The organism is Nocardioides sp. NPDC059952 (assembly GCF_042730435.1).
Classification (GTDB): Bacteria; Actinomycetota; Actinomycetes; order Propionibacteriales; family Nocardioidaceae; genus Nocardioides.
Genome location: NZ_JBHWLY010000024.1, coordinates 59,784 through 71,898, shown reverse-complemented (window position 1 = coordinate 71,898; position 12,115 = coordinate 59,784). Strand labels below are relative to the sequence as shown.

General features: G+C 68.3%; 11 protein-coding genes and 1 rRNA gene. 5 read left to right on the top strand and 7 right to left on the bottom strand.

Annotated features, from left to right (window positions below; all coding sequences use genetic code 11):
* Positions 1-187: 187 nt before the first annotated feature.
* A 5S ribosomal RNA gene (gene rrf / locus ACFV9G_RS13435) occupies positions 188-304 on the top strand.
* A 305-nt stretch (positions 305-609) separates the two neighbouring features.
* Here the strand turns inward: rrf and ACFV9G_RS13430 are convergent.
* From ACFV9G_RS13430 to ACFV9G_RS13420, 3 genes are read right to left on the bottom strand one after another with little or no spacing between them, the layout of a single operon-like run.
* Positions 610-1,905, bottom strand: a complete 1,296-nt coding sequence (locus ACFV9G_RS13430) for an MFS transporter (RefSeq protein ID WP_378727965.1) — start codon at positions 1,903-1,905, stop codon at positions 610-612.
* 57 nt (positions 1,906-1,962) lie between these two features.
* Positions 1,963-2,811, bottom strand: a complete 849-nt coding sequence (locus ACFV9G_RS13425) for a DUF2332 family protein (protein WP_378727964.1) — start codon at positions 2,809-2,811, stop codon at positions 1,963-1,965.
* A gap of 56 nt (positions 2,812-2,867) precedes the next feature.
* On the bottom strand, positions 2,868-4,424 hold the full coding sequence (locus ACFV9G_RS13420; RefSeq protein WP_378727963.1) for a hypothetical protein: 1,557 nt from the start codon (positions 4,422-4,424) through the stop codon (positions 2,868-2,870).
* A 205-nt stretch (positions 4,425-4,629) separates the two neighbouring features.
* On the opposite strand from ACFV9G_RS13420, the gene ACFV9G_RS13415 reads away from it, so the two are divergent.
* Positions 4,630-5,430 (top strand): siderophore-interacting protein, encoded by an 801-nt coding sequence (locus ACFV9G_RS13415; protein WP_378727962.1) that lies wholly within the window; start codon positions 4,630-4,632, stop codon positions 5,428-5,430.
* 36 nt (positions 5,431-5,466) lie between these two features.
* Here ACFV9G_RS13415 and ACFV9G_RS13410 read toward each other — a convergent pair whose 3' ends face one another.
* The 3 genes from ACFV9G_RS13410 to ACFV9G_RS13400 are packed head-to-tail and all read right to left on the bottom strand — an operon-like array spanning position 5,467 to position 8,436.
* Complete coding sequence (locus ACFV9G_RS13410; protein WP_378727961.1) at positions 5,467-6,732, bottom strand: Nramp family divalent metal transporter; 1,266 nt, start codon at positions 6,730-6,732, stop codon at positions 5,467-5,469.
* 21 nt (positions 6,733-6,753) lie between these two features.
* The gene (locus ACFV9G_RS13405; protein WP_378727960.1) at positions 6,754-7,983 is read right to left on the bottom strand and encodes an RNA polymerase sigma factor; all 1,230 of its coding nucleotides are present in this window, start codon (positions 7,981-7,983) and stop codon (positions 6,754-6,756) included.
* A gap of 24 nt (positions 7,984-8,007) precedes the next feature.
* Positions 8,008-8,436 carry a YciI family protein gene (locus tag ACFV9G_RS13400; RefSeq protein WP_378727959.1) on the bottom strand — a complete coding sequence of 143 codons (429 nt, stop codon included), beginning with the start codon at positions 8,434-8,436 and terminating at the stop codon, positions 8,008-8,010.
* Between the two features lie 148 nt (positions 8,437-8,584).
* Between ACFV9G_RS13400 and ACFV9G_RS13395 the strand changes: the two genes are divergently transcribed.
* Positions 8,585-9,469, top strand: a complete 885-nt coding sequence (locus ACFV9G_RS13395) for an LLM class flavin-dependent oxidoreductase (RefSeq protein ID WP_378727958.1) — start codon at positions 8,585-8,587, stop codon at positions 9,467-9,469.
* Here the strand turns inward: ACFV9G_RS13395 and ACFV9G_RS13390 are convergent.
* On the bottom strand, positions 9,466-10,287 hold the full coding sequence (locus ACFV9G_RS13390; RefSeq protein WP_378727957.1) for a nicotianamine synthase family protein: 822 nt from the start codon (positions 10,285-10,287) through the stop codon (positions 9,466-9,468). The genes ACFV9G_RS13395 and ACFV9G_RS13390 overlap by 4 nt on opposite strands.
* A gap of 215 nt (positions 10,288-10,502) precedes the next feature.
* Between ACFV9G_RS13390 and ACFV9G_RS13385 the strand changes: the two genes are divergently transcribed.
* Together ACFV9G_RS13385 and ACFV9G_RS13380 are read left to right on the top strand one after the other, a co-directional pair.
* Positions 10,503-10,880: a YciI family protein gene (locus ACFV9G_RS13385; RefSeq protein ID WP_378727956.1), complete on the top strand. Its 378-nt coding sequence runs from the start codon at positions 10,503-10,505 to the stop codon at positions 10,878-10,880.
* 1 nt (position 10,881) lies between these two features.
* The gene (locus ACFV9G_RS13380; protein WP_378727955.1) at positions 10,882-12,114 is read left to right on the top strand and encodes an RNA polymerase sigma factor; all 1,233 of its coding nucleotides are present in this window, start codon (positions 10,882-10,884) and stop codon (positions 12,112-12,114) included.
* Position 12,115: the final 1 nt, after the last annotated feature.

Below are 12,115 nucleotides of genomic sequence, written 5' to 3'. Positions count from 1 at the left end.
GGTTGATAGGCCGGAGGTGTACAGCAGTGATGCCCAGCCGACCGGTACTAATAGGCCGAGGGCTTATCTTTCATAAACCCTCAACAAAAACAACAAACGAAGACCGTCAAGTCTCGCGTCCACAACCAACTGTTGTAACACAGGTTTGGTCACCCCCCCGGGTATACGGGAGCGTGATCTCTAGAGTTACGGCGGCCATAGCGAAGGGGAAATACCCGGTCCCATCCCGAACCCGGAAGTCAAGCCCTTCAGCGCCGATGGTACTGCAACCGAGAGGCTGTGGGAGAGTAGGACGCCGCCGGACATACTTTGCGCAGGGCCACCTCTTCGGAGGTGGCCCTGCTGCCATTTGTGGCCACTTATGATGCGGTGCTCGAGATGATTGTGAAGGTCTCTTCGCGCCACGCCCGGTTGACGTAGGCGGCGGCGCGAGGTCCAATGTCATAGTTGAGTCCGTACCAACATCACGAGCAAGGGGTTCCCATGGTCAAGAAGCTGCTCATCGCCGCCGTCGTTGCCGTGGGTCTCGGCGTGGCCATCAAGCTGGTCACCAGCCGCTGATCCAGAGCTTCTCCAGCTGCCCGGTGCCCTCGAGGTGCCGGGCAGCTGTCATTTAGTGCCCTGGGAGGCCTCCTCGTCCGGCGTGACCGAATCAACAGAAGCGATGGGCTCTTCCTGAGGGAGGTCGACCTCGGCCAGCGACCGGCGAGCACCGGGGATGGCGAGGATGCCGGCAACCATGATGAAGAGCAGCAGACCGGCGAGGACAAGCAGGAACTCGACCGAGAACTGATCTGCGAGCGGGCCGAAGACCACCATGGAGAGTGGCATGGCAACCGACATGACGATGCCGACGATGCCGAAGACGCGCCCCTGCATCTCCGGCTCGACGCGCTCCTGGAGGATCGTCATCGCGGGCGCGCTCAGTGCGGAGAAGGACACCCCGATCAGCAGGCCGAAGACGAAGAACACCCACATGTTCGTGGAGACTCCGAGCCCGACGACGAACAGCCCGATGAGAACGACCGAACCGACCATCAAGCGCATCCGGTGGATGATCTTGGGTCCGAAGACGGCCATGGCGGCACCGCCGGCCAGCATGCCGAAGCCCCAGAACAGCTCGTTCGCGGTGAGCTTCCAGACCTCGTCGCCGAAGGTGCGGGTGACCATGAGCGGGGTGAGGTAGGAGGGGGCTCCGACCATCACCATGACGAGCGTGAACAGGACGAGGATCCAGCGCACGTGCGCATGGGTCGAGACGTACTTCAGGCCGGCGCGGAGGTCGCCGAAGTAGGAGACATTCCCTTGGTCGGGGCGCACGATACGGGCGACCGGGACGAGGGCGAGCAGGCCGACGCCGATCAGGGCCGTGACTGCGTCGATGAAGAACACGGCGACGATGTCCATGCTGGCGTAGATGACCGCGGCGAGCGCCGGGGCCAGGAGTGTCATCGCCGACTGGATGGTCTGGAAGGCTCCGTTGATCCGGAGCAGCTGCGACTCCGGCGCGATCTGCGGGATCATCGCCGTCACAGCAGGCATCTGGATCCCGGCGAAGACCGAGCGGATGGCCAGAGCGAGATAGATGATCCAGAGGTCGTCGATCCCGCTGGCCATCAAACCGGCCAGGATCAGGGTCGCGACCGCGATCGTGGCGTCGGAGCCCATGATCAGGAACTTGCGGTGATGCCTGTCGGCCCAGACGCCACCGAAGATGGACATGAACGCCTGCGGGAGCATCCCGAAGACGAGGCTCAGCATCAGCACCGACCCGGACCGGGTCTCGATGGTGAGGTGCCACATCACGGCGTACATCACCAGCATCGAGCCGAGCAGGGAGACCGTCTGGCCGGCGAGGAAGATCGCTGCGTTGCGCCTCCAGCCGGGAAGCTCGTCGGCGGGCATGCTGAACAGCCTTGACCTGGATGCGAAACGGGTCAACCGACTTTGGTCTCGCGAGAGCTACACGAGGATCAACGGTGGGCCGTGGTGGGTGGAGCGGGCGAGCACGTCGCCGTCGAGGCGGAGGGCGGGACCGTCAGTGCGGATGTCCCAGCCCGAGGCCTTCTGCGCCGGCGGGACGCCTTCCAGGCCGACATGGGCGATGGGCATACGCTCGCGGGCCTCGTCGACGGCGGCACGAACGCCGGCGCGGACGTCGGCGGGCCAGTACACGAACGAGGTCAGGTATTCGCGGCCGGCTGCGGTGGAGACATCGACCGGGGCCAGATCGCAGCCGCGGCGTGCGACGACCTCGAACGGAACCGGGCGCGCACCTGCGCTCTGGGTGTCGATCGTCAGCGGGCTGTCCGTGGGGCCGTACGCCCAGTCGTCACCGCGGAAGCGGTAGCGGTCGACGAGCAGGTTGAGCCCGGCCGAGGCGCCCGGCTCGAGCAGCCGGATGCGGTGCAGGCCGGTGCGGCGTACGGCCTCGAAGATGCCGATGAGGAGGCAGGCGGAGCGCCCGACCTCGTTGGTCTGGGGCGCCACCTCCAGACCTCCACGGAGCTCGTCGACGTGCGCTGCGACCACCTCCTCGAACAACGGCCAGGAGGTGGCGTACGCGTCGGTGCCACCGAGGTTGGGATAGAAGCGCTCGAGCTCGGGTGCGTCACCACGAAGCACGATGCGGTGCAGCGCGGCCAGGAGGCGCAGCTGCACGGCATCGGCACGGGAGGCGTCGAGGTGATCCCGGCAGATCTCGGCCGTCGGGCCACCCGAGTCGAGGTCGTCGGCGAACCGGTTGACCAGCCAGCCGTAGAGATGCTCCTCAGGACCGAAATGATCTCTGAAGGGCTCAGGGAGGGTCATGTGCTCAGGATCCTCCGACCTCGTGAGCGTGCTTCAGCCGGGTGCCGAAGAGGTAATCACCCGATGTCCCTGCGGACCGCCTTGGCCGTGTCCTTCATGAGGTACACGGACCCGACGTATGCCTTCTTGGTGACTGCGACCACCCGGATCCGGCCCCGTGCCTCCCGGTCGTGGCGTAGTACGACCCACCTCGAGCCGTTGGTCCGGGCGTAGGTGTTGATCGTGCCGAAGCGGACTCCGCCGACGTAGATGCTGACCTTGCCACGGGTCGGGCCTGTGCGCACCTTGAGACGCAATGCCTTGGCCGCGTAGCGGTCGGTCGTCTGGTCGGAGGTCCGTGGGGAGACGGCGGCGTACACCCAGGGTTCGCCGGCGATCTCGGGGAAGCCACCGCTTGCCCAGTTGCCGCCCAGGACAGTGATCGGTGCGGTCGAGCACCTCCAGCCCGACCAGGGGGAGACGTTGCCGGCGGCGTCGCGGGCGCGGACCCGGAGGCAGGTCGTATCGCCCAGGTAGTCGGGCCGCTCCGTCAACGAGGTGCTCGTGGTGTAGCGGGTGCTGTTGGCGAACAGGGAGGTTCCGCCTGATGCGTACTTCTCCTGGTAGAGGTAGCCGGTCACCTTCACGTTGTCGGTCGCGGCCCAGGTCGCCACCGCTCGATACATGCCGTTCTGGGCTCGCTTCGTCGGCCACACGGGCGTGAAGCCGAACCTGGTGATCCTCGGGCTCGTCTTGTCCGACGACGTGACCGGGGCGGGAACGTTGTCGGCCTCCGACCCGCCGGAGGTGGCAAGATACCCGACCTTTGCACTGGACAGACCGGTGGTCGATCGGATGGCCCACAGGCCGGTGACGAGGAAAGACTTCGACGACTTCGAGGTGGTGCGGACCTGGATCCAGCCGGACAGGGAGGACGGTTTGCGGAACGTGACGTACTTGCTCCCGGGCTTCTTGGAAGCGGCGGAGATCGTCCCGAGGTGGGTGGATCCGATGCTGACCCTCGCGGCGCCTCGCGAAGGACCGGTGGCCACCTTGATGCGTACGCCGGTGGCCTTGACCTTCAGGGTCGAGACGCGGTCGTTCGCGGCTCCGGTATTGCGTAGCTTGAAGCTGAACGCGGTCGGGTCCCAGGCGCCGTCCACGGTCTCTTCCCCGAACGGGGCGTACGTGCACCTCCACCCCGACCAGGCGCTGCGGTTGCCAGCCGCATCCGTTGCGCGGACACGCTGGCAGGCCTGCTCGCCCTCGCCGATCTCGGTGTGGAGCGACCGCCGGGTCCCGGAGTAGGTCTTGGCGTACTTCGCGATGCTCGACCAGGTGCTCGTCCCGAGGCGCGATCCCGTGCCGCTACCGATCCACGTCTGGACCTCGTGGGAGGCGACGCCGACGTTGTCCGAGCTGGACCAGGTGTAGGCGGGGGTAGCGCTCCAGAAGGCGCCGCGCCACTTCATGTCGCTTGGGCTGAGCCACTGCTTGTACGAGGTCGCGGAGATCTTCGGCGCTGTGGTGTCGGTGGTGGTGGCCGACGCGGCGGTGATCGGCGCGAGTGTCGCGAGCATGGCGACGGCGGTCGCCGCGCACAAGCGCAGTCGACGGCGGGAGGTGGGGGTCATCGAGGCTCCGGGCTTTGGCCGACGGCGCCTGAGGACGTGGCTGAGGGACCGTGGCAGGTTCGTGCCGCAAAGGCGGCGGCCGGAGATTATCAGTCAGCAGGTCGGTGCCGCAGGAGTTTGTCGCACAACCCTCGGCAGAGGGTGGTGGGGGCCGCTAGGCTCGGCGAAGCAAGGTAAGCCTTACCTGATTTAGACGGAGCTGGGCATGGGATTCGATGACGGCCGGAAGCTGAAGGGCGTGTACGCGGCCGAGGTGCTGCACAACAAGCAGGTCACGCCGCACATGGTGCGGCTCACCTTGGGAGGCGATGATCTGCGACGCTTCCCGCAGCGCGGGTTCGACCAGTGGTTCCGGCTCTTCCTGCCGCGGCCGGGAGGGCAAGCCACCAACTTCGACGCGGTTCCCGAGAAGCTCGGGACGATCGACTACCTCAAGTACTTGAGGCATGGCGACCGGCCGCCGCTGCGTAACTACACCGTGCGCGAGCACCGGCCCGACCTCGGTGAGATCGACGTCGACTTCGTCGTGCACGGAGATCTCGGGATCGCGGGCCCGTGGGCGCGTACGGCACAGCCCGGGGAGCGGGTCGTGCTCATGGATCAGGGCACGGGCTTCGACTTCGCTCCGGACGCGTCGTTCCACCTGCTCGTCGGCGACGAGTCGGCGCTTCCGGCGATCGTCGGGATCCTGCGAGACATGCCTCGCGACGCGCGCGGCCTGGCGATCATCGAGATCTCGGACATGGCCGACGTCCAGGACGTCTCCGGGCCCGAGGGCGTCGAGGTGCGGTGGCTGGCTCGAGGTGACTCCGCCGAGCAGCCCGGGACGCTGGCGATCGCCGAGGTGAAGGCGTTCACCCCCGAGGCGCCGGCCACGCTCTCGGCCTACCTAGTCGGTGAGCGGACGATCCCGGCCGAGGGACGGCGCCATCTGGTGACGCTCGGGGTGCCCAAGTCGCGGATCACCTTCGTCGGGTACTGGCGGATCGGCAAGGCGCAGGCCTAGGGCCTGGCGCCCACCGATCCGCCGAATGCTCGGGGCTCAGCCGAGCAGGTCCTGGATGGAGGTGCGGACCTGGTCGAAGGCGAGCCAGGCGAAGAGCAGGGCGCAGATGGTGAGGCCGATGTTGGAGACCCACTTGTTGCGCCACTCCGCGGGGGTGTGGCTGGTGTTGAGGAGCCAGAGCAGGGTGACGGCCAGGAACGGCATGAAGAACGCGCCCAGGACTCCGTAGATGAGGATCAGCCAGGTGGGCTCGTCGGCGAGCAGGAGCCAGATCATCGGCGGGAAGGTGAGCCAGAGGATGTAGGTGCGGTACCAGATGCCGCCACTCTTGGCCTCGGGCTCGTCCGCCCGTCCGCGAATGGTCCCCATGAAGTCCGCGAACATCAGGCTGACGCCGTTCCAGACCCCGACGAGCGAGGACATCGCCGCGGCCCAGAAGCCGATCAGGAAGAGCTTGCCGAACCAGTCGCCGTAGCGGTCGGCGAGCACCTTGGACAGGTCGAGCATGCCCTGGTCGCCGGTGCCGATGGCGATGTTGGCGGAGTAGAGCAGCTCGGCGCCGACGATGAGGGTGGCGACCACGAAGATCCCGGTCACGACGTACGCCGTGGTGTTGTCGATCCGCATCACACGCATGAACTGCGGCGTGTGCCAGCCCTTCTCCCGCAGCCAGTAGCCGTAGGCAGCCAAGGTGATGGTGCCGCCGACGCCGCCGGCGACCGAGAGGATGTTGACCAGGGAGCCTTCGGGGATCGTCGGGGCCAGGCCGACGAGGAGCTCGGGAATGTTGGGCACCGTGATGATCGCGGCGGCGACCATGGTGACGAACATGATGCCGACCAGAACCGCGAGGAACTTCTCGAAGAGGCCGTAGCGGCCGGCCCACACGATGGCGAGACCGATCAGGCCGGACAAGATGCCCCAGACCTTCACCGACGCGAACGAGAACAGCGCGGCCAGGGCCAGACCGGTGCCGGCCATCGCAGCGGCTCCGTAGATGAAGCCCCAGATCACGATGTAGGGACCGAAGTAGATCGTCGTCCAGATGCCCAGACGCCGCCAGCCCTGGAAGATCGTCTCGCCGGTCGCCAGGCTGTAGCGCCCGGCACCCTCGACCAGGACCACCTTCAGCAGACAGCCGACGATGACGGCCCACAGCAGGGCGTAGCCGTACTTGCTGCCGGCGATCAGGGTGGCGACCAGGTCGGCGGCGCCGACACCGGTGGCGGCCACCACGAGGCCGGGCCCCAGGATCCGCCAGCGCGGGGTTTCGGACGCCTCGGTCCTCGCTGTTTGTGACATGGGCGCCAGGTATACCCCGTTTTAGGTAAGATCAGCGACTTTCTGCCGAAGGACGGCACGCTCCCGCTCGTTCGTGCACATGCCTGCCGCCCGCTCCAGCTCTTCACGCGCCTCGACGGTTCGGCCCAGCCGGCGCAGCAGCTCTCCGCGTACGGTCGGGAGGAGATGGGTGTGGTCGAGCCGCTTGTCATCTGCGATCCGATCGACGATCTCCAGGCCTCGCAGCGGTCCGTGGGCCATCGCCACGGCCACGGCGCGGTTGAGGTCGACGATCGGGTTGGGTGCGATGCGGCCCAACGCCTCGTAGAGGACGACGATCCGCTCCCAGTCGGTGGTCTCGACCGAGTCGGCGGTCGCGTGGGTGGCCGCGATCGCGGCCTGGAGCCCATAGGGACCGAGGCCTCGCGGGGTCGCCTGCTCGAGGGCGGCCAGGCCGCGGCGTACGGCACCTTGGTCCCACCTGGTGCGGTCCTGGTCCTCGAGGAGGACAGGGTCGCCGGTGGCATCGGTGCGGGCCGGGAAGCGGGAGGCGGTCAGTTCCATGAGCGCGAGCAGCCCGTACGCCTCCGGCTCGTCGGGCAGCACGCCGATCAGCACCCTCGTCAGTCTCCGTGCCTCGCGCGCGAGGTCGGTGCGGATCAGATCCTCGCCGGACGTGGCGGTGGACCCCTCGGTGAAGATCAGGTAGAGGACGTTGAGGACGCCGGCCAGACGCTGCCGTCGCTCGTCGGGCGAGGGCACCTCGAAGGGGACCTTCGCGGCCGCGATCGTCTTCTTGGCGCGGGTGATCCGGGCCTGGATCGTCGGCACCGGCACCAGGAACGCCCGGGCGATCTCCTCGCTGCTGAGGCCGCCGACGACGCGGAGCGTGAGCGCCACCCGGGCCTCCTTGGACAGCACCGGGTGGCAGGAGACGAACATCAGCGCGAGGACGTCGTCGTCGATCCGCTCGACGTCCAGGTCGTCGGCGTACGCCTCGTCCTGGTCATGGGCGATCGCCTCGTACTTCTCACGCTGGACCCCGGCGCGGCGGATCGTGTCGATCGCCCGCCGCTTGGCGGTGGTCATCAGCCAGCCGACCGGGTTGGCCGGCTGGCCGTCGCGCGGCCAGGCGACCAGCGCCTCCGCGAGCGCCTCCTGCGCCGCGTCCTCGGCGAGGGCGAAGTCTCCGGTGTAGCGCGCGAGCGCGCCGACGATGCGGGCGGACTCGATGCGCCAGATCGCCTCGACGGCGCGCGTCGCGTCACTCATCGGTGTCTCCTGCCGGTCTCGACCTCAGAGCTGCCCGGTCTTGGTCCGCCAGTCGAGCTCCTTCTGGATCCACGGGTTGTCCTGCGGAAACTCGTCGATCGTCGGCACCCGGCGGATCTCGACGGCGGAACCGGGGAAGTAGCTGAGCCGCTTGCCCCACTCGACCGCCTCCTCCTTCGAGGCGACCGAGATCAGGTAGAAGCCCCCGAAGAGCTCCTTGGTCTCGCCGTAGGGACCGTCGGTGACCACCGGCGGCTCCTCGGCGTCGGCGTAGGTGACGACCGTGTGCTCCTCGGGGTCGAGCCCCTCCATGGCGAGCAGGACGCCCGACTTGATGAGCTCGTCGTTGAGCTTCCCCATCTTCTCGAGCATCTGCTCGAAGGGGATCTCGGCCATCGCGGCGTTCTGCTTCTCCTCGTCGATGGTGCGCCAGATCAGCATGTACTTCGGCATCTCGGTTTCTCCTGTGTCGGTCGGGCCGTCTTGCCGGCCCGTTCACCCCTTGGTCGAACGAGGTCTACGCGGGATCGACAACGCTGCCAAGAATCCCGCTCAAATATTTTCGGCGAAGGCGAGTTTCGCTCGTGGGTAGGTTGGGGTCGTGAAGATCTCGCTGTGGCCCAGTCCCGCCGTTCCCACTGCCGACATCCTTGCCGAGGCGCAGGCGGCTGACCAGGCCGGTTGGTACGGCGTCTGGTTCGCCGACCACTACATGCCCAACACCGGCTCCGAGGCCATCGAGGACGGGCCGACGCACGAGGTCTGGGGGGTTCTCCCGGCGCTGGCCGCGACCACCGAGAACGTACGCATCGGGCCCCTGGTCTCTCCGACGACGATCCACCACCCGGCGCTGCTCGCGAACCGGTCTGCGACGATCGACCACATCGCCGGCGGGCGGTTCGTGCTCGGCATGGGTGCCGGATGGCAGATCAACGAGCACAAGGCGTACGGCATCGAGCTGCCGAGCGCGAAGGTGCTCGTCGACCGGTTCGAGGAGGCGATCGAGGTCACCCGGTCGCTGCTCGACAAGCCGCGTACGACCTTCGAGGGGACCCACTTCCAGCTCACCGACGCTCCGTGCGAGCCGAAGCCGGTGGCCTCTCCGCTGCCGATCATGGTCGGCGCCAAGGGCCCGCGGATGCTGCGGGTCGTCGCCCGCCACGCCGACGAGTGGAACACCTGGGGCACGCCGGAGAGCGCCGGCGCGGTGCGGGCCAAGCTTCTGGAGGCGTGCGAGCAGGTAGGCCGCGATCCGTCGACGATCAAGACGACGACCAACCTCATGCTCGATCTCGACGGCGCCAACCCCGGCTTCGCCCGGACCCAGACCGGCTCGGCAGGCGAGCTGCAGGACTTCGTCGGCCGCTACGTCGAGGCCGGGTTCGACGAGTTCATCATGCCGACGTGGAACCTCGGCGAGACCGGCGCCGAGCGGATCGAGCGGGCGGCACAGCTCAAGGCCGAGGTCCTCGACCCCGTCCTCTAGCTCGAGCGGGCGAGGATCGCGCTGTTGATCACGTCGGTCCCGGGGGCGTCGACCTCGGGGTTGGCCTCGGCGACCACCGTCAGCCCGGCCAGCGCTTCGGTGCCGACCTGCGGGTAGAGCAGCGTACGCAGCCCTCGAGCGCTCCGCGCCAGGACGAGGCCGCCCGGGGTGAGAGCGGTGACCGCCTTCTCGAGCACCGCGGCCTTGGCGGCATCGTCGGACCCGACCAGGCCGGCGAGGAGCACGACGTCGACGGGGTGCGGTGGCGTGGCGGCGGAGGCTTCGGCGTGCTCGAACGTCACGCCGACGGCACCCAGACGTCCGAACACGGCGGAGGAGAGCCGGATCGCCTCGGCGTCGTGGTCGACGCAGTGCACCGCGACGCCCTGCTCGGCCAGACAGAGCGCGGTCAGGGGAAGCGGCCCGGAGCCCAGAAGGAGGACGTGCCGCGGGACGGTGCCCTGGCGGCGTACGGCTGCCAGCTCCATCTCCACGAGGAGCCGGTAGTTCTCGCGGTAGGGGAAGCGGGCGAACGCCGCCGCGGGGTCGGCGGCGCGGGAAATCCGGTCGGCCCAGGCCCGCTCGAGCGCATGCTCGCCTGCGGACGCGACCGATCGGAAGCGGGCCGGTGAGCGTGACGGCGGCAGCGCCGCCAGCACGGTGTCGGCCTCCGGTTCGGGCACGCTCAGCACCGCGGTCACCAATCGGTTGAAGAGCGCGTCGACGACGATTCCGGGCTCCAGGGACGGCTGGTCGAGCAGGTCGTCGAGAGTGGAGACAAGACGTTCGTCGATGGCTTCGAACGTTCCCGGATTCACAATCGGTCACCCTTCCACATCGGTGACGGCCGCTGCAGAGTGTTCCGTCGGGAGCCCGCTCCGCGGCACGGAAGTCGCGGCGGGCCGGTCGCGTCGCCTCACCCGTATCGCAGGTGTCGGCGGCCCACTTCTGGGACGATGTAGAACTACGCCACTCGGCTCCGACGTATCCCCGTAAGCACGCCTACGGCAGGCGCCGACGAAAGGGAAGAGCCATGAAGTACGTCATCCTGATCCACTCCAACCCGCAGCCGTGGGGTCACCCGACGGGTGACTTCATCCCGGAGTTCCAGTCGCTGCCGCAAGCCTCCCGGGAGAAGCTCAACGCGGCCTTCGAGGGGATCATGGAGGAGCTCTCGGCCAACGGGGAGCTCATCGGCGGGCAGGCGCTCGCGGATCCGGCCTCGGCCAGGCTCTACCGTTGGGAGGCCGGCGAGCCGATCTCCACGGACGGCCCCTACTCCGAGGCGAAGGAGCATCTGGCCGGCTTCTTCCTGATCGACGTCGAGTCCCAGGAGCGGGCCGAAGAGGTCGTACGCAGCTTCAGCGGCCCCGGTGAAACGGTCGAGCTGCGGCCGGTGGCAACCTACTGACATGACGGTCACGGGAGTCGAGGATGTGTGGCGGCAGGAGTCCGCCCACGTCCTCGGCGCCCTTCTTCGGGTCCATCCCGACCTCCCCGGCTGCGAGGACGCCGCGCAGGAGGCGCTGATCGCCGCCAGCCAGAAGTGGCCGGGCGACGGGCTACCGGCCGACCCGCGGGCCTGGCTGATCCGGGTGGCTCATCGGCGCCTGATCGACCAGATGCGCGCGGACACGGCCCGGACCCGGCGCGAGGTCGCCGACGGGATCGCCCGGCGGCTCGACGACCCGGACCCGGCCGCCGTGGAGATCGGGTCTGCCTACGACGACTCGCTGCGGCTGATGATGATGTGCGCCCATCCCGCGTTGCGCCGCCCCTCCCAGGTGGCGATCACGCTGCGGTGCGTGGGCGGTCTGAAGACATCGGAGATCGCGGCTGCGTATCTGGTGCCGGAGGCGACCATGGGGCAGCGCCTCAGCCGGGCGCGGGCGACGCTGAAGGACGAGGAGTTCTGCTCGCCGGCGCCGGACGAGCTGGCCGAGCGGATCGCCTGCGTGCTCGACGTCTGCCACCTGATCTTCAACGAGGGCCACACCCGCACCAGCGGCCCGGAGCTGCAGGGCGTCGAGCTCACCGACGAAGCGATCCGGCTGACCCGGATCGTGCGCAGTGTGCTCCCGGAGCACGACGAGGCCACCGGCCTGCTCGCGCTCATGCTGCTGACCCAGGCACGCTCGTGCGGTCGCGTCGACCATCTCGGCGACCTGATCCCGCTCAAGGACCAGGACCGCTCGCAGTGGGACCAGGAGCTGATCCGCGAGGGCGTCGCACTGCTGGAGGACGTACTCCCCGAGGGGCCGGTGGGCCGCTACCAGCTGCAGGCGGCGATCGCCGCGGTCCACGCCGAGGCTGAGTCGTACGAGGCCACCGACTGGCTCCAGATCAACCTGCTCTACGGGATGCTCGCGCAGGTCGCGCCTTCGCCCGCGGTCACGCTCAACCGGGCCGTCGCCGTGGCGATGAGCCTCGGCCCCGAGCACGGGATCGAGATCGTACGCGACCTGCTGGAGCACCCGGCGATGCAGCGGCACCATCGCGCCCATGCCGTGCTGGCGCACCTGCTCGAGCAGTCCGGCGACGTCGCGACGGCTCGGGAGCACTACGTGCTGGCGGCCCAGCTGACCCGGAGCGTGCCGGAGCAGCGCTACCTGAACCGCCGGGTCGAGGCTCTCGACCGTCCCTGAC